The organism is Streptobacillus felis, from assembly GCF_001559775.1.
Lineage (GTDB): Bacteria > Fusobacteriota > Fusobacteriia > Fusobacteriales > Leptotrichiaceae > Streptobacillus > Streptobacillus felis.
This window is the reverse complement of sequence record NZ_LOHX01000289.1, coordinates 1-19,225: the sequence shown is the minus strand read 5'-3', so window position 1 is coordinate 19,225 and position 19,225 is coordinate 1. Positions and strand designations below refer to the sequence as shown.

Here is a 19,225-nt window from a genome sequence, read left to right as displayed (position 1 = left end):
CTCCTATTTTTTCTTATATCTTATTATATCAATTGAGTATGTTTAATTCAAGTTTTTATTTGTAATTTAACCTTATTCTTACCTAGAAGGCTTATCATCTTTTCAATAAATTCTCTATTTAAATTTATATGCCTTACAGTCTTTTTGTTTTCAAAATATATATTAATATCTTGATCTCCTCTATTTTCTAATATGTATTGTTTAAATTCTTCTTTAAACTCAAAATCTTCATCTATCATTACACTAATATTATATCTCGAAAATTCATCAATAGCAAAACAGTCTATAATATTATATCTATCTTTTTCTAAATGTGTTTTTTTAAAGCAAATAATATTGCCTTTTTTTATAAGTCTTGAAAATTTCATATACTCTTTAGGGAATATTAGATAATCTTTGTTACCATCTAAAGTAAATATACTGGCTGTATTCATCAGTTCATTCTTTTTAGTAACTCTAGATGTTTCACTTTCTATATACCCTATAGTATATGATTTAGATTTGAATATATTAAATATATTTTCATTTTTTAGTATTTGTGCTGTTTTCAAACTTAATTTCACAAATTCTTTTTCAAGTTTTATTATTTCCTCTATACTATATTCATCTGTTTTTATCCATTTATATTCTTCAATTTCTAAATTAACATTTAAAAATAGGGTTGAATAGATGTCTGTTTCCGCCTTTATTTTTTTATCTACCCATTTTATTATTTCAGGTAAATTAGCTATTAATTCTTTTCTTTTTAGATTAAATTCATCAAATACACCAGAGTAAATTAAACCTTCTAAATTGCTCTTATTTAAAAATCTACATCTTTGTATAAAGTCAAATATATCTTTAAAGTCCCCATTTTTTTCTCTTTCAGCAACTATATCCGTTGCTGTTTTTTCAGACATTTCTTTAAGAGCACTTAAAGGTATTCTAATACCATTTTCTACAGGTAAGAAACCTACTGTAGATTTATTTATACTAGGTGGATACATTTCCATATTCATCTTTAACATTTCTGAATAACTACGTAATAATTTACTTTCAACCTTTAATTCAGTTGTTAATAGACTAGCAAAAAATTCTTTAGGATATTTTGCCTTTAAATATGCTGTTTGATAGGTAATGTTTGCATAACTAATAGCATGTGCTTTATTAAATCCATAGTTTCCAAACTTATCTATTAAATCATATATTTCTTCTGCCTTATTTTTAGAAATATTTGCATTTTTAATAAAGTCTTCCCTATTTTTTTTAAGTAGTTCTACATTCTTTTTACCTATAGCCTTTCTTAATTCATCAGCTTTAGCTAATGAATAGCCCGCAATTTTTTGGGCAATTTGCATAATTTGTTCTTGATATACTAATACTCCATAGGTAGGTGCAAGTATTTCTTCTAAACTCGAATCCATATACCTTATTTTTATATTTTTATTATTCTTAGCTTCTATTAAACTAGGTATTAATCCACTTTCTAAAGGCCCTGGTCTATATAGTGCAAGTAACAAAGCTATATCTTCTAATGAATGTATTTTTAGTTTCATTGCAAGTTTAGTTATACCGTCTGATTCACATTGAAATATACCTGTATTGTTACCATTATTTAATAAATCAAATGCTTCTTTACATTCAGGAAGATTATATATATCTATATCCTCACCTATTCTTTTAACTACATTTTTTACTACATTTAAATTTTTTAACCCTAGTACATCCATTTTTAAATAACCTAAAGCCTCTAATATATTAGCTTCAAATTGTATTTGATAATCTTTAGTATACGGCTCATATATTAAAGGGAGATTTTCTCTCATATCATTTTTGGTAATTATTACCCCAGCTGCATGTGTTGAACTATTTTTTAATTTACCTTCTATTCTTTTTGCAAAGGATATTAGGGTCTTAACCATATCTCTTTCATCTTTTAAATCATCTAAATTCATATTTTTAGATTCATCTAGTAACTTTCTAATATTTTTTTCGGGTATTTCAAAAACCCTAGCTAAATCTTTTAAAGCAAGTGTTGGTTTAAATGTTGAAAATGTAATAATTTGGCTTACATTTCTACTACCATATCTATGTTTAATATATTCTATTAAATCCATTCTTCTTTCTTGTTCTATATCCACATCTATATCTGGCATAGATATTCTTTCTGGATTTAAAAATCTTTCAAATATCAAACCATATTTTATAGGATCTACCTCTGTAATTCCTAATAGGTAAGATATTATAGAACCAGCTGCTGAACCCCTTCCAGGTCCAACAAAAATATCATTTTCTTTGGCATATTTTATGAAATCTTGTACTATTAAAAAGTACTTAATATATCCCATTTTATCTATTACATTTAACTCATATTTAATTCTATCTCTGATTTCTTCTGTGATATTTGTATATTTTGTTTTAATATTGTTCTCTATTATGCTTTCAATATATTCTCTTTCAGTTAGTCCATCAGGTATTTCTATAGTTGGAAAATCTACATTTGCATCATCTATATCTATGTCTATATCTAAGATATTTTCATCATCTAAATTGTTTTCTAAAAAGTGAAAACCATCTTGTTTAATATCATTTTGGACTGTTTTTAAAGTCCTATTCTCCTTAATAGCAGCAAATATTTTTTGTAGTATTTTATCTTCTTTTTCTAGATAATATATTTCATTTACTACTATTTTTTTTAATTTTAATTCTTCTACAAGTCTATCAAAGATTATTTTTTGAAATTCATGCATAGAAAAAGTTGGTATTTCTAATATTATATCCATTTCTTCTTTTAGTTTTTCTAATAACATTTTACTTCTATTATAGTCATTTTTAAGAATGTAAGAAACTAATTCTGACTTTATACCACCTGTTAATATATATATGTTTGAACTATGTTCTAATAAGTCAGTTAGTAGTATGTAATTATTGCCATATTCACTTCTTTCATAGCTTATTGTTGATAATTGGTAAATATCCTTAACACCTTGGGAATTTTTAGCAAGTAATGTAAGAGTATAGTAATTATCCTCATCTATTACCCCTTTTATATATATTTCTAAACCTATTATAGGTTTAATATTATTTCTCTTACAAAGATTATAGAACTTGAGTGCAGAAAACATGCTAAAATCAGTAATTGCTAATTCCTTAACATTAAGTAATTTAGCCTTATTAATATATTCTTCTATTGAAGCTACACCTTCTAATAAGGAGTAATCTGTATGTACTCTTCTTAACATGTCATCACCTCTTTTACAATATTTTTTTTAAAACATCTATAAAATAGTCTATTTCTTCTTTAGTGTTTTGTATAGATAAACTAAGTCTTACTGAAGCTTTGGCTTCTTCTTCACTTAGTCCTTGTTCCATTAATACAGTCGATGGATTCATAGCACCACTTTGGCAAGCAGATCCTCCTGATATGTATATACCGTTCATATCAAATAGTGGTAAAAGATAGTCTATATCTTTTCCTATTATTTGTATATTTATTATATGATTTATAGTATATTTATTATTATTTACTAATACTTTTCCTTCTAATTTTTCTAATTTATCTCCTAAATACTTTCTAAGTTCTTTAATATATTCAAGATTTTTATCTATGTTATTGTATAAGTATTCATAAACTTTAGATGAATATATTATTGATTGAAGATTTTCTGTTCCAGATCTTCTGTTTTTTTCTTGATGTCCACCATGTAATATTTTTTCTATCTGATATTTTGATTTAATATATGCTATTCCCGCTCCTTTTAAACCATGTAATTTATGGAAAGATGCAGAAATTCCATCTATGTTAAAACTAGATAAATCTATTTTTTCTTTTAATATTAATTGAGTCATATCACTATGAAAAAAGATATTTGTTTCTTTTATTGCATTTCCAATATCTTCTATAGGCATTTTTACTCCTGTTTCATTATTTACTGCCATTATAGTAATAAGGATGGTGCTTTCTTTAATATTTGATATTACATCTTCTTTACTTATTCTGCCATATTTATCTGGTCTTAGGTAAGTTATTTCATATCCTTTTTCTTCTAGATATTTACATACATTTAAAACACTTGGATGTTCTATACTTGATGTAATAATGTGTCCACTTCCTTTACTTAATGCAACTCCTTTTATTATCATATTATTTGACTCTGTAGCTCCTGAAGTAAAAAATATATCTTTAGGTAATACATTAAGGCTATTTGCTACTATTTCTCTTGATTTTTCAAGTATATATCTAGATTTTTTACCTAGGGCATGTATAGAAGAGGCATTTGCAAAATTTGTTACAAATACATTTAATAATTCTTCTTTAAATTCATCCAAAATACCTGTTGTCGCTGCATTATCTAAATATACTTTCATATTAAACCTTCTTCCTCATATTTTTAATATATTTTAACACGAAAACCTTAAAAAAAATAGTAGTTAGATATATATTAATTTGATTATATCTTTCATTTTTGGTAAAATTATATATATTATATTGAAAGGAGAATTCATGAAAAAAATATTTATTTTTTTATTTCTAAGTATATTATCATTTACAAATAGTGATAAAATTTTAAATCAAGAATTTCTATTATCTCATTTAAATTTTGAAAATATTAAAGTGTATGAAAAGTATAAAAAAGTTCATGCAAGAAAGGCTATAGAAGGTGAAGAAATTCTCACTATAACTAAAGATGGTATAGAAACAAAAAATATAGCGAAAAAAAATAATGTTGTTGTAAAAAATCTTACAGATGCTAAAGAAATGTATATAATGAGCGAAGAAAAATTTAATAAAAGGTATAAATTTATTGAAAATTTTGATGAATTTTGGTCTATTTATATGCCAATAGGTAAAGTAAAAGCTATAAAGGTAGATGAAAATATTTTAACATTGCTTAATATTGAAGATAAGACAAAAACTTTTTTTATAACTGCTGCGTGGGGAGAAAATATGATAGTTAAATTAAATGACTTTTTAGTTACTCCTCTTGATAATAGTGAAGTTTATAGAATAGCTGAACATGAATTTTTTGAAACTTATAAATAATATAAATATTATTATATTATTTAATGTATTTTCATTTATTATTTTTGGAATCGATAAATTTTTGGCTATAAAAAATATGAGTAGAATATCTGAAAAAATGCTTTTAAGAATCTCTTTATTAGGACCATTTGGAGCAATAATTTCTATGATTTTTTTTAGACATAAAATTAAAAAGAAAAAATTTATATTTGTATATTTTTTTTCGACAATACATATTTTTATATTACTTTATTTAAAATATTTTAGGGGCTAATGCCCCTAATTTATTTCATTAATTTTTCAATTTTATTTTCTAAAAAGTTTAATTTATCTAACAGTGCTAAACTTGAATTTCTTAAATTTGTCAACCTAATATTTTGTTGATAAACTTTTTCATCAAGTAAATTAATATTTCCATTTCTTTGTAATGTTAACATATCTTTTCTTCTTGATTCTAATTTATCAAATTGATATCCAAGTCCTGCTCCAAGTGCAACATGACCTTTAGTATTAAGTGATCCACTTGCCTTATATACTAAGTTTCCTGTTTCATTTAATCCTGATAATCCCAGTGCAAATGCATGTTCTCCGTTATAGTATCCATATGCTCCTGCAATATTATGTCTATGTCCTGCTATGTTACTTACTTGTGGTAAGTTTGCCATTGCTACTGCACTTGCTACTCCTGCATTTATATTTTGTCCTGCATCTTCTAATTTTTTTATATTCTCTCTAATTTTTGAATTAAAATCCACTGTATAAATATGATGCCCATCATCTGCTATTGTTTTATCAATATGCATTAACGATCCTTCAGCAACTCTTACTTCTGTAATTGAAGCTGAAATAGCATCATTTATATTATCCTTATCTGTTTCACCTATATTATCCATATTAAATTTAGCTATATTATCCCCATCTTTTTCAAATATTGAGTTTCCTCCTAAAAATGTTTTAGTTGCATTTGTTAAATTACCTAAAGCATTATTCGTTGCATAAAGCTGAGATCCATTTATTGCATCTGTACTTTTTTTATTAATTTGTCCTGCAGCTACATTTTGCATTTGACGTGTATTTTGTATAGATCCAATAGCAAATGATGAGTAAGGAGTATTACCTGCAAAACCTCCATAAGTTAGTGAACCTATACTAGCTTCATTTACGGAAACTGCTTCAACAGCCATACTTTCAGCTCCAAGAGATATAGACTTATTAATTGTACTAATTGTAAAAGCTCCAATATTAGTCGAACCTTCTGAATATGAAATAGAATACTTTCCTAAAGTGACTGTTCCTTCGTATTCTGAACGCGAAACATTTCCTATGGCTATCGTTCTAACTTCATTTGCCCTAGAATAATTCCCTAAAGAAATTCCATAATCTTTTTGTGAATTCGATATAACTCCAATTGCAATACTTTCTTTTCCATCTATAACAGCTTGTTTCCCTATACCTATTGAAGAAACTGTATCTTTTTTTACAATAACTTGATCTCCAATAGCAATCGTTTCTCTACCAAAAGATGTTATGTCCCTACCTATTGCAACACCATTTTCTGAATTAGATACCACTTCTATTCCTGCTGTTAAAGAATGATTCGCTAATGCTCCAGCCTTAGAGCTAGAACTTCCATAATTAGTTACAGAATCTCCTTCCTCTTGATCTGCATCTCCAGTATTAACATGAAAATATGTGTTTTTTTCTATTTTATCTTTTGCTTCTTCTGTTAAATCTATTTCTACTCTATTATTACTTGCTTTTGTAACTATATATGAATTATTTTCTGACTTAACAATGTCAAATTTAATTCCACCTGTTTTACTTAATTTTTGAGAATTAGTTAATGTTTTATTATCCCCACCAATTTTAACTGTATTGTCTCCTACACCTCCTGTGGAATTATAGTTAGCAACTTTTTCTGCTAAAGAATATAGTTGTGAACCATTAATTGCATCTGTTGAGTTTTTTGAAATTAATCCAGGTGCAACATTTTGTATACGTCTTGTTTCATTTTCATTTCCTATACTTACTACTCCTATTACTTGATCTCCTCCAGCAAAAGTGTAGCTTTTATCATCTATAGTATCAGTTGTATAGCTATTGTCGTTTCCTTTTGTTCTATTACTTATTGAAGAATTTGTTTTACTACCATCTCCTATAGAGACACTATTTATTACATCTGCTGTAGAATTTCCTAAAGCTAATGTTTTATCTTCTTTTGCTTTTGCTCCATATCCTAAAGTTGTAACATTATCTTTTTCAGCTTTTGTTGATCTACCTATAGAAACTGTATCATTAGCTGTTAATTGATTTATATTACCTGCATCATGACCTAATACTATATTATTAGAACCCTTAATGTTATGTCCAGAACCTCCTCCAGATACAAAGTTGTTTGAACCTGAAACATTATTTCCATTATTACCACCTAATGAAATATTGTCATTTCCTTGTACATTGTTTCCACTTTCAACTCCTATTGCTACATTACCAGTAGAGTTTACATTACTTCCAACCCTTGCACCTATTGAATAGTTTTCGCTACCCTGTACATCATTTCCTGCTAATCTTCCTATTCCAACGTTATAGTTTCCCATTTTATCTAATAATTCAGGATCATTACCCTTATATCCAACTGCTATACCTGATTGATTTCCTAAAGCTATATTATTGTTTCCTGTAACTCTATTTCCTGAACCAAATGGACCTCCAGAAAAGTTATTATTCCCTGAAACTTCTTTTCCTGCTCTATCTCCTAATGCAATATTACTATTTCCTGTAGTATCTACTCCTGCTTCTTGCCCCATTATAATATTACTATTTCCTGAAGTATTTCTACCTGCTCCATTTTGTCCTGCAATAAAATTATTATTACCCGATATATTATTACCAGACCATCTACCAAATGATATATGGTTATCTCCTCTTATAGAATAAGCAATTTCTGGCTCTGTATTAGTAATAACCCAATTTCCAGGTATATTATTACGTGATATCCATGTTGGCATAGCATAATTATTTGAACCAGCATATGAATTTTCAGATATAAATCCAATGACTCCCATAGCAAAAACAATTAACATAGGATTTATAATTTTATTTTTTATATTATTTTTTTTCATTTTTCTCCTCGTATTATTTTTCTAGTTTTTGAATCATTTTTTCTAATTTTTCTACTTTTTCAAGTAATTCTTTATTTAATTTTTCTAAGCTCTCTATTTCAATTTCATGCTCATAAACTTTTTCATCAAGTAAGTTAATATTTCCATTTCTTTGTAATGTTAACATATCTTTTTTTCTTGATTCTAATTTGTCAAATTGATATCCAAGTCCTGCTCCAAGTGCAACATGTCCTTTAGTATTTAATGATCCACTTGCCTTATATACTAAGTTTCCTGTTTCATTTAATCCTGATAATCCTAATGCAAATGCATGTTCTCCGTTATAGTATCCATATGCTCCTGCAATATTATGTCTATGTCCTGCTATGTTACTTACTTGTGGTAAGTTTGCCATTGCTACTGCATTTGCTACACCAGAACTTGAATCAAAACTTAATTTTTCTAATTTCTCTAATTTTTCCTTAGTTTTTTCATCTAAATCCAAAGTATAAATTGGGTGGCTATCAACATCATCTATAGTTTTTTCAACTTTAATTGGAGAACCATCTCCTGATCTCACTTCTGTTTTTGAAGCAATAATTGCATCATGTATATTATCTTTACCTGTATTTCCTATATTTGTAATAGTTATATTCCCTATATTATCTCCTGTTTCAGTTATTTTAGCATTTCCTCCTAAAATATCTTTAACAGATTTTGTTAAATTACTTAATGCAAGATTTGTTGCATAAAGCTGTGAACCATTTATTGCATCTGTAGAATCTTTATTTATTTGCCCCGCTGCTACATATTGAATCTGACGATATTGTCCTTCTTCTTTATTCCCCACTGAAACTACTGAAGATGGTTCATTACCTGCAAATCCAGAATAAGTTAATCCACCAACTGTAGCATCATTTACAGCTACTGCTTCTGTTGTTTTAGAATTTGAACCTAAAGCTACTGACAAGTCTATATCTGCTATGGCTTTATCTCCTAAAGAAACTGCCTTTAATCCTATTGCTTTTGCATCTGGACCTAATGCTATAGATTCTTCTGTTTCTGCTACTGAATTTGAACCTATTGATATAGAATTTATAGCTTTAGATTCCGCATTAGACCCCATTGAAATTGCATTGTCAAACATCGCTTTAGCTTCTTTACCTATAGCTATTGACCCACCTTCATCAGAAACTGATCCACTACCTATTGAAATAGAGCTGCTTGAATTTTCACCAACTAGTGAATAGTGTCCTATCGCTACACCATATTGTCCATTTGATGCTGCTTCTGTACCGACTGCGACTGAATTTATTCCAAAAGATGATGCTCTATATCCAGCTGAAAGAGAATGCTTCCCTTTTGCTGCACCTATAGAATCTATTGTTCCTAAATTTGAATCTGATCCTAATGGTTGGTTAGGATCTCCTGTATTAACATGAAAATAATTTTGAATATTTAATTTATTTTTTGTCTCCTCAGATAAATCAATTTCTACTCTATCTCCCATTGCTTTAGTGACTATATACGTAACTCCATCTTTTGTGACACCTTTAATATCAAATTTTATTCCATTTTCTTTGTCAAGATTTTGAGCTTCAGTTTCTCCAGTATCTCCACCTAATTTTATATTATTATTTGCAACTCCACTTGTATTACTTAAGTTAGCTACTTCCTTTGCTAAAGCATAAAGTTGTGAACCATTAACAGCATCTGTTGAGTTTTCTGAAATTAAACCAGGTGCAACATTTTGTATACGTCTTGTTTCATTTTCATTTCCAACACTTAAAACTCCTATTATTTGATCTCCTCCAGCAAAAGATAAATTTAATTTATTTTCCACTACATCTTTTGTATAACTCGTATCTGTTCCTTTTGTTCTATTGCTTGAAGTTCCTTCTGTTTTACTATTATCACCTAATGCAATACTATTTGCAACATCTGCAATAGAATTACCACCTAATGCTATGGTTTTTTCTTCTAAAGCTTGAGCTTTATACCCTATTGCTGTTACATTATTTTTTGTTGCCTTAGTTTCAGTACCTATTGAAATAGTTTCACTAACTTCTACTGTACCTAATTCTCCAGCTTTGTTCCCCATTATTATATTATGAGAACCTTTAGTGCCATTTCCTGCATTAAGTCCTGCAATAAAATTATATGAACCTTCAACATTGTTTCCTGAACCCTTTCCTAATGAAACATTTGAAGTTCCTTGTACATTGTTCCCAGTTTCTTTTCCTATAGCAACGTTATATATACCTACAGAATTACTAGTTGCCTTAGAACCAACATTTTCTCCAACATTTGAACCAATGGCAATATTTTCATTTCCTTGCACTCCATTTCCTGCATTTTTACCTATGGCTATGTTATTTCTACCCATACCAGTATTTCCATTAGAAGATTCTAAGCCTGCAACACTTCCTGCATATCCTACATTTTGTCCACTATCTGTCCCTAATGCTATGTTATAGTATCCTGTAACTCCTTTTCCAGCACCTGATGGACCTGCAGCAAAGTTATTAATTCCTGATACATTTTGTCCAGCTCCAATTCCTAGTGCAACGTTATTATGTCCAGATGTATTCTTACCAGCTTCTGAACCCATTATTATATTATTTATTCCTGTAGTACCTTCTCCTGCTTTATCATTACCATAAATAAAGTTCATCCTTCCAGTAATATTACCCCCAACTTCTTTTCCTAATACAATATTTGAATCTCCACCTATGGTTTTAGCCGTTTCTTCTTTTGCATTTGTTAATATCCAACTTCCTGGAATAACATCTGGATTCATTCCTGAATTTAATGCAGCATTATTATATCCAGAAAATGCAAATGTACCTAACATTAAAAATAATATAACTGTTTCTTTCTTAAAAGTTATTTTTCTTTTTAAATATGACTTCATCACTTTTTCTAAATTATTTGATATTTTCATTTATATTTGTATGACTTAGTTACTATTTATCATACATCTCCTTTCTTTTTGTTTTCTAATATATTTTATTATTTCTTTTACACATTTGTCAATATTTTTCTTTATTAATTTTTTATTTTGAAAATAAAATGGAGTAAACTTTTAAATCTACTCCACTATAATTTATTTAAATGATTTTCTAACTATATTTTCTAGTTCTTCTAATCTATTATTTAATTTTAAATTTTCTTCTTTTAATTCCTTATTTGACATTTCTAAATACTTAACACTTGTTTTTAAATCATTAACTTCTTTATCTAATTCATAAACCTTTTCATCAAGTAAATTAATATTTCCATTTCTTTGTAATGTTAACATATCTTTTCTTCTTGATTCTAATTTGTCAAATTGATATCCAAGTCCTGCTCCTAATGCTACATGTCCTTTAGTATTTAATGATCCACTTGCCTTATATACTAAGTTTCCTGTTTCATTTAATCCTGATAATCCTAATGCAAATGCATGTTCTCCGTTATAGTATCCATATGCTCCTGCAATATTATGTCTATGTCCTGCTATGTTACTTACTTGTGGTAAGTTTGCCATTGCTACTGCACTTGCTACTCCTGCATTAGCTGCAGTTGAAGCTGATTTAGCTCCTTTTTCTATATTATTAATCTTTTCTTTTGTTTCATCAGTTAAATCTATTAATATTTCATTTCCATTTGCTTCTGTTGTTACTAAACCTTTTCCTTTAATTCCAAAAGTAATTCCATTTTCTTTATTTAAATTTTGTGAATCTGTATTTCCAGTATTTCCTGAAAGACTAATAGTGTTATTTCCTAAAGCATTGATAGCATTAACTACAGTTTTAGCGTCAACTAATCCATCCTCTTTTGTAGTTTTAGCTTCTCCTCCCTTTTTTGAAATAATGTCTGATTTATCTGATTTTACAATAATAATATCTCTCCCATTTTCAGTTGAAGTTTCGGCTATTATTCCATCTTCACCAATTATATTAAATTCTGTTGCTAAATGTCTATCTATTGATATTTCAAAATTTTTCCCACTTTGATTTATAGTAACATTTCTACCTGCAATTAATTTAACTTCTTCTCCAGCTTTTACTAGAGTCTTCTTGCTTCCTATATTTTCACCAAATGTTCTATCTGAATTAATAAAGAAACCAGTATTATTTATTGCATCTTTAACTGTATTTGCTGAAACTAATTTATCTTTATTTTCATCATCTAAATTAACAACTTTACCATTATCTACTGTAAGTTCTGTTTTAGAAATTTTATTTTCTATATTATTTATTGTAGTTTTGTTGTTATTTATTTGTGTTTTTAACTCATTTAATTGAGATACATTTACTGCATCTGTATCAGCTTTTCCTGCCGATACATTGGTAATTGTTGCCCCGTTTACATTCACTTTATTTTCATCTTCTAAAGATATTTTAGTTCCTTCATTTGAAATAGATGTAATTTCAGTTAAATCTCCACTAACATTAACTGAATAAGTTGTTGTCCCTTTATCATCTCCTGTAGTTACTGATGTGTTTTTACCATCAACAACCTTAACTGGACTTGTATTATTAACTTGATTTTCTAAATTAGCTACATAATCTGCTAAAGCATAAAGCTGCGATCCATTAATTGCATCAGTTGAATTTGGTCCTATTAACCCTGCGGCTACATTTTGTAATCTTCTTTCACTTTTTATTGAACCTATAGTTGTAATTCCCACAGGAACTGGAGCTGCAAAATCAAAAGTTTTCTTAACTACTCCATTTTTATCAGTTAAATTATAGCTACTGTATGTAGTATTTCCTGCACTTTTTGTTGAATCTGAATTGAAATCTGAATTAAATCCTAAATAAACACTTTGGCTTTCTTTTGCATTAATATTATTACCAAAAGCAACTGTATGACTACCACTTATTTTTGATTCATTTCCTACAATAAATCCATCATTTATTGTAATCTCGTTATTATTTCCTATAATACGGCTATTAATAGCTGTATTTGGTAACTTATTGTTATTTCCAAAGATTCCTCCATTTTGTGCAGATATTTGGTTATTAAAATCTCCATTATTATTTCCTATTACATGTATGTTTGGATTATATGAAACATAATTTTTATAGCCAAAAATTCCTGATTTATCCGATGTAATCGTATTTTCTGAACCTACTATTATACTTTTTTCTCCACTATTTTGTGAATCTTTACCTATAGTAATTGAATCTATTTTAAATGTTTTTGCATTAGTTCCTATTGATATAGCATTATTTGCTATAGAATCTGCAGAAGTCCCCATAGAAATAGTATTTTCCTTTTCAATTAAATAACTTTCTTGATTTGAACTTGAAGTTCCTATTCCTATATTATTTGATCCTTTAATTCTATTAGATGAACTCGCTCCTAAAGCTATATTATCATTTCCATAAATTCTATTCCCCGCTTTTCTACCTATACCAACATTTCCAGCTCCTCCTTCTTCTGGACCATCTATATAGTTTCCTGCACCTTCTCCTAAAGCAACATTATCTTGACCTGCTATATAGTTCCCAGAATTTGCTCCAACTGCTGTATTATGCTCTGCACCAGATTTAATATTCCCATTTGGATTAGTTTCACTATTTCTAACATACTCTCTCGGGTTAGCTGTAAAATCATTAGATGCATTATCCCAAGTAACATATCCTACATGTCCACCTGTTCTATAACCTAAAGCTAAACTTTGATTCGATATTACATTTCTTCCAGACTCTTTTCCTATTGCTACATTTGAGTATCCTAAAATCTCATTATTAGGAAGCCCTTTTACATTTTGACCTGCATTTTCACCAAAAGCTATATTTCCAAGTCCAGATACATTTTGTCCTGCACTACGTCCAAATGCATAGTTAGCATTACCAGAAACATCTTTCCCTGCATGAGATCCTATTGCTATATTTTCATCTCCTGTAGTATTTTTCCCCGATTGTGGACCAAAAGCATAGTTATAGTTACCTCTTGTAATTTGTCCTGCTTGGAATCCAACAGCCATATTAAAATGACCATTTGTTTGAGATCCTGCACCTTGTAATAAGGAAATATTATTTCCTCCTGCTATATCTTGACCAGCTTCATTTCCAAAAGCAAAATTATAGATTCCATTAACTACTCTTCCTGATGCTTTACCAAATGCAAAATTATATTCTCCATTATTTCTAAATCCTGCTGCTTCTCCAAATATGAACTTATATTTCCCACTTAAAGCATGTCCTGCAACATTCCCAAATATTATTCCATACTCTACATCACCATCAGCATTTACACCATCTCCAAATGCAATTTTATACTTACCATTTCCATGCCATCCACCACCATTTTTAGTAGCAAATATTATACTATAATTTCCAGGTGTTGCTACATCTCCTACCAGTATATTATTTCTTCCATTATTTGCAACTGTACCTATGTGTAAACTATCTTTGTTATTATCTGAAATTACTTCTGAGATTCCTAACATACCCATCATTAAAAATAGTATTATAGTTTGTTTTGTGATACTTAATTTATTTTTTAAATTTGATTTTAAAATTCTTACAACTTTATTTAAATTATTCATTTTACCTCCTATTTATTTGTTTCAATTAATTTTAATTATACCTTTAAACTTTTACTTTTGTCAACTATATTAACTTGTTATTTTTATATTTAATAAATTTTCTTTACTCTTTAATACTTTTCTTAAAATTTATTTTAAATAAAAATGGATACCTCCTTTTAAGGAAAGTATCCATAATAAATAGCGTTAAATTATTTATTCATTAATTTATTTACAATTTTTTCTAATTCCTGTAATTTTTCATTTAATACTTTATTTGCACCTTCTAAATTTTTAACATTATTTTTTAAGCTTGTAACTTCTTGATCTAATTCATAAACCTTTTCATCAAGTAAGTTTATATTTCCATTTCTTTGTAATGTTAACATATCTTTTCTTCTTGATTCTAATTTGTCAAATTGATATCCAAGTCCTGCTCCAAGTGCAACATGACCTTTAGTATTAAGTGATCCACTTGCCTTATATACTAAGTTTCCTGTTTCATTTAATCCTGATAATCCTAATGCAAATGCATGTTCTCCGTTATAGTATCCATATGATCCTGCAATATTATGTCTATGTCCTGCTATATTGCTTACTTGTGGTAAGTTAGCCATAGCTACTGCACTTGCTACTCCAGAAATTGCCGAAGTTGTTGATTTTTCAACATTTTCAATTTTATTTAATTTTTCTTTTGCTTCGTCAGATAAATCTATAATAACTTTATCTTCTTTTGCTTCTGTTTTAACTAAACCATTTCCTTCAATAGCAAACTTAATTCCACCATCTTTATTTAAATTCTGAGTATTTGTTTCTCCACTATTTCCAGCAAGTTTTATAGTATTATTACCTAAAGTATTTATAGCATTCACTACAGTTCCTGCAGTTGCATATTTATTAGGCTCATCTGTTTTTGCAAGCTTATTCCCTTCTACAACCTCATCTGTTATAGTACCTGGCTCTATAGAAGGAATTATTGCTTTTAATTTACCATCTTGAATTACTATAGTATCATTGTCAACATTAACTCCTACAGTATATACATCTTTATTTGCATCTTTTGTTACAGTTATTGCTGAGTTTTCCTCTGCTTTAACTTCTATTTTTGATATTTCAGGTAAATCTACAGAGAAAGTAAACTCTTTACCACTTTGAGCTATAGTAACATTTTTTCCTGCTATTAATTTAACTTCTTCTCCAGCTTTAACTAAAGTCTTATTAGCTCCTGTATTCTCTCCTTCTGTTTTACCTGAATTAATAAAGAATCCTGTATTATTTATTGCATCTTTAACTGTATCTGCTGTAACCAATTTTGTTTTGTTTGCATCTTCTAAATCTGCAACTTTTCCATCTGTTACTGTTAAAGTTGTTTTTGCTATATCTGTTTTATCTGCTTTTCCATCAATTTTATTAACTACTTCATCAGCTAAACCTAAAGTATATGTGTTGACATAATTATTATCCTTAGTAGCAGCAACTTCTGAAACCATTTTTAAACCAGTTCCTGCAACTACAACTGTTTTTTCTGCATCTACAGTAAATTTAACTGTTCCTGAAGTTGATTCATCTTTTGTAACAACAGTATTTTTACCATTTTCAACTACATAAGTTTTAATTTCTGATTTATCCGCTTTTGCAGCAATAGTATTTGTTATAGCATCATCTAAATTAATAGTAACACTTTGTCCATCTTTAGCAACCTCTGTTTTTATTTTTCCATCAGTTCCATTTATTGCAAGTTTTTGTGTTCCTAAATCTACTTTACCTATTGCATCTGATGTTGTTTTTATATTATCCCCAGTAAAGCTTAATACAGGTGATGCTCCTCCTGCTGTAATTTCAATATTAGCAACCTTTTCTGCTAATGCATAAAGTTGAGAACCATTAATTGCATCTGTTGATGTAGATGAAATTAAACCAGGGGCTACATTTTGTATACGTCTTGTTTGATTTGAATTTCCAACACTAACTACACCTACAACTTGATCTCCTCCTGCAAAATTTAATGATAGTTTATTAGATATTGTTTCAGTTGTGTAGGTATTGTCAGTTCCTTTTGTTCTTGTATTTGCAGTTCCTTCTGTATCAGTATCATTACCTAATGATACACTATTTTCTACGTCAGTTATTGCATTTCCACCTAAAGCTACTGTCTTAAGTTCTTTTGCTTGAGCACCATAACCTATTGCTATAACTTTATCTTTTAATGCTTTAGTTTGTCCTCCAATAGATATTGTATGATTAGCAATAACTCCGTTTAATACTCCTGCATTCTCACCCATAAATATATTATTAGAACCCTTTGTCCCATTTCCAGCACCAGGTCCTACTGCAAAGTTATATGACCCATCTACATTATTCCCAGCATTTCTACCAAGAGCTACGTTAGAAACACCCTGAGTATTATTTCCACTTTCTACTCCAACTACAATATTATATATTCCTTCACTATTTGTTGTTGCTTTTGAACCAACACCTTCACCTACTCTTGCTCCTATAGCAACATTTTCATTTCCTTGTACGCTATTTCCTGCTTTTCTACCTATAGCAACATTATTTCTACCCATTCCAGTGTTATTATTTGAAGATTCTAATCCTGGAACATTTCCTGCATATCCTACATTTTGACCTGTTTCATTACCTAATGCAATATTGTAGTACCCTGTTACACCTGTACCGGCACCAAATGGACCTGCAGCAAAGTTGTTATTACCAGTAACATTCTTACCAGCTCTATCTCCTAATGCAACATTATTATGTCCAGCAGTATTTACCCCTGCTTCTTGTCCCATCAAAATATTATTGATACCAGTTGTTCCTCCACCGGCACCATTATGACCTGCAACAAAATTATGACTTCCTGAAATATTTCCACCAGCAAATCTCCCTAAAACAATATTATTATTTCCTGTAATTGTTTTTGCATTATCTGGTTCCATATTTGTAAATACCCAACTTCCTGGGATTTCTGAAGCATTTATCCAAGATGGAAGTGCTGCATTATTATATCCTGCAAATGCTGATACACCTGCTATTAAAAATAATATTGTTACCTTTTTTGTTATACTAACTTTTCCTTTTAAAAATGACTTAAGTGTCTTTTTCACTTTGTTTATATTTGTCATTTTGCCTCCTTTTTATATATATATTATACTAGTATTATAACCCTCTCCCACCTTTTTTGTCAATATACAAATTTGGTAAAACGTGGGCTATATTAAATATAAAAAGCTAGATCTCTCTAGCTTTGTTTATTTTATTTTTCTATTCTTGTATATGGTAATAATGCTATTTGTCTTGCTCTTTTAATTGCTTTTGCAATTTTTCTTTGAATTTTAGCATCTAACCCTGTTACTCTTGATGGAGATATTTTACCTTTATCATTCATAAAGTTTCTTAATAAATCCACATTTTTATAATCTATATCTTCAAGTTTAAATTTAACTTTTGGTCTTCTTTTTCTTTTTTTGAATTCAGCAACTGGTTTCATTTCTTCCTCCTATTTCTTAGAATGGGAAGTCATCTTCTTCGTCTACAAGAATTTCTTCTCTTGGTGCTTCAACTGATCTATTTGATGTGTAATCTCTGCTTCCTCCATTTGATTCAGTTCTACTTTCTATGAACTCAAAACTATTGACTACAACATCTGTTGAAGTTCTTTTTTCTCCATCTTTTGTCTCATAGTTACTAACTGAAATTCTTCCTGTGACTAGTATTCTACTTCCTTTTTTAAAATATTGCCCTATAGTCTCTGCTCTTTTTTCCCAAGCAACACAGTTAATAAAATCTACTTCCTCTCTATTGTTTTCTCTTTGAACAGCAATAGAAAATCTTAAATAAGCTTTACCTGTTCCTGTGTATTGAACTTCAGGGTCTCTTGTAAGTCTTCCTAATAATGATACGTAATTCATAATATACCCCCTATTTTTTTTATAATTTTACTATCATATATTTCATTAAGTACTCAGATATGTTTAATTTATTCTCTACTTCTGTTAATTGTGTACCATCCATAGTAAATTTAGTTAAAACATAATATCCATTTTCTTTTTTCTTAATTGGATATGCTAGTTTTCTATCTCCCATTATCTCAGTCTTAACTTCAGTTGCTCCAGCATGTGTTAAAACAGCTTCTACTTTTTCAACATTCGCTTTCTTTTCTTCTTCTGTTAATTGAGTTGAAAGAATAAACATAATTTCATAATTTGTCATTTCTTTTTTCTCCTTCCCTTTGGATTTTGCCCTAGTGGTATTCCACAAAGCAGGGTAAATAAATTCTATCACAAATTTTTAAAAAATGCAAACTTTTTTAGAATTTATTTACCTCTTTGTAAGTAGAAATTAGAAATGTCCAAAAAAACTTGAAATAAAAATATAGATGTGATACCTTTAAAATACAAACAAAAAATAAATTAAAGTAAAGGAACACATCTATATGAACAATAATAACATAAATTTAAAAAAAGGTAAACACCTTAGTTATCAAGAAAAACTAAAAATAGAAGGATTCTTAGCTAATAATAATATATTAGATTATCACAAAGATTATGCATCTAATAAAATTATTCAAAATACTAAAAGAAAATATAGAGTTTTAGT

General features: G+C 28.7%; 11 protein-coding genes. 2 read left to right on the top strand and 9 right to left on the bottom strand.

Going from position 1 to position 19,225, the window contains the following annotated elements; genetic code table 11:
- Positions 1 to 47 precede the first annotated feature (47 nt).
- A complete protein-coding gene (locus AYC60_RS05355; protein WP_067322115.1) occupies positions 48 to 3,221 on the bottom strand; it encodes a DNA polymerase III subunit alpha in 3,174 nt (1,057 codons plus the stop codon).
- A gap of 13 nt (positions 3,222 to 3,234) precedes the next feature.
- On the bottom strand, positions 3,235 to 4,347 hold the full coding sequence (locus tag AYC60_RS05350; RefSeq protein WP_067322113.1) for a cysteine desulfurase family protein: 1,113 nt from the start codon (positions 4,345 to 4,347) through the stop codon (positions 3,235 to 3,237).
- Positions 4,348 to 4,483: 136 nt separating this feature from the next.
- Between AYC60_RS05350 and AYC60_RS05345 the strand changes: the two genes are divergently transcribed.
- Positions 4,484 to 5,023 carry a hypothetical protein gene (locus tag AYC60_RS05345; protein ID WP_067322110.1) on the top strand — a complete coding sequence of 180 codons (540 nt, stop codon included), beginning with the start codon at positions 4,484 to 4,486 and terminating at the stop codon, positions 5,021 to 5,023.
- On the top strand, positions 4,998 to 5,276 hold the full coding sequence (locus AYC60_RS09625; RefSeq protein ID WP_067322107.1) for a DUF1294 domain-containing protein: 279 nt from the start codon (positions 4,998 to 5,000) through the stop codon (positions 5,274 to 5,276). Before AYC60_RS05345 ends, AYC60_RS09625 begins: the two co-directional genes overlap by 26 nt.
- A 10-nt stretch (positions 5,277 to 5,286) precedes the next feature.
- Here the strand turns inward: AYC60_RS09625 and AYC60_RS05335 are convergent, their stop codons facing one another.
- The 7 genes from AYC60_RS05335 to rpsF form a co-directional block, all read right to left on the bottom strand.
- On the bottom strand, positions 5,287 to 8,124 hold the full coding sequence (locus tag AYC60_RS05335; protein WP_067322105.1) for a YadA family autotransporter adhesin: 2,838 nt from the start codon (positions 8,122 to 8,124) through the stop codon (positions 5,287 to 5,289).
- Positions 8,125 to 8,137: 13 nt separating this feature from the next.
- Positions 8,138 to 11,047, bottom strand: coding sequence for a YadA-like family protein (locus tag AYC60_RS05330; RefSeq protein ID WP_067322102.1), 2,910 nt, complete (start codon positions 11,045 to 11,047; stop codon positions 8,138 to 8,140).
- 162 nt (positions 11,048 to 11,209) lie between these two features.
- A complete protein-coding gene (locus AYC60_RS05325; protein WP_067322099.1) occupies positions 11,210 to 14,647 on the bottom strand; it encodes a YadA-like family protein in 3,438 nt (1,145 codons plus the stop codon).
- A 191-nt stretch (positions 14,648 to 14,838) separates the two neighbouring features.
- A complete protein-coding gene (locus tag AYC60_RS05320) occupies positions 14,839 to 17,751 on the bottom strand; it encodes a YadA family autotransporter adhesin (RefSeq protein ID WP_067322096.1) in 2,913 nt (970 codons plus the stop codon).
- Positions 17,752 to 17,882: 131 nt separating this feature from the next.
- Complete coding sequence (rpsR, locus tag AYC60_RS05315) at positions 17,883 to 18,116, bottom strand: 30S ribosomal protein S18 (RefSeq protein ID WP_067322093.1); 234 nt, start codon at positions 18,114 to 18,116, stop codon at positions 17,883 to 17,885.
- 16 nt (positions 18,117 to 18,132) lie between these two features.
- A complete protein-coding gene (locus AYC60_RS05310) occupies positions 18,133 to 18,537 on the bottom strand; it encodes a single-stranded DNA-binding protein (protein ID WP_067322090.1) in 405 nt (134 codons plus the stop codon).
- 19 nt (positions 18,538 to 18,556) lie between these two features.
- On the bottom strand, positions 18,557 to 18,838 hold the full coding sequence (gene rpsF / locus AYC60_RS05305) for a 30S ribosomal protein S6 (RefSeq protein WP_067322087.1): 282 nt from the start codon (positions 18,836 to 18,838) through the stop codon (positions 18,557 to 18,559).
- Positions 18,839 to 19,225: the final 387 nt, after the last annotated feature.

Bases quoted from the DNA above. Each gene is read 5' to 3' on its own strand.
- AYC60_RS05355 (WP_067322115.1), bottom strand. From the start codon at position 3,221: ATGTTAAGAAGAGTACATACAGATTACTCCTTATTAGAAGGTGTAGCT.
- AYC60_RS05350 (WP_067322113.1), bottom strand. From the start codon at position 4,347: ATGAAAGTATATTTAGATAATGCAGCGACAACAGGTATTTTGGATGAA.
- AYC60_RS05345 (WP_067322110.1), top strand. From the start codon at position 4,484: ATGAAAAAAATATTTATTTTTTTATTTCTAAGTATATTATCATTTACA.
- AYC60_RS09625 (WP_067322107.1), top strand. From the start codon at position 4,998: ATGAATTTTTTGAAACTTATAAATAATATAAATATTATTATATTATTT.
- AYC60_RS05335 (WP_067322105.1), bottom strand. From the start codon at position 8,124: ATGAAAAAAAATAATATAAAAAATAAAATTATAAATCCTATGTTAATT.
- AYC60_RS05330 (WP_067322102.1), bottom strand. From the start codon at position 11,047: ATGAAAATATCAAATAATTTAGAAAAAGTGATGAAGTCATATTTAAAA.
- AYC60_RS05325 (WP_067322099.1), bottom strand. From the start codon at position 14,647: ATGAATAATTTAAATAAAGTTGTAAGAATTTTAAAATCAAATTTAAAA.
- AYC60_RS05320 (WP_067322096.1), bottom strand. From the start codon at position 17,751: ATGACAAATATAAACAAAGTGAAAAAGACACTTAAGTCATTTTTAAAA.
- rpsR (WP_067322093.1), bottom strand. From the start codon at position 18,116: ATGAAACCAGTTGCTGAATTCAAAAAAAGAAAAAGAAGACCAAAAGTT.
- AYC60_RS05310 (WP_067322090.1), bottom strand. From the start codon at position 18,537: ATGAATTACGTATCATTATTAGGAAGACTTACAAGAGACCCTGAAGTT.
- rpsF (WP_067322087.1), bottom strand. From the start codon at position 18,838: ATGACAAATTATGAAATTATGTTTATTCTTTCAACTCAATTAACAGAA.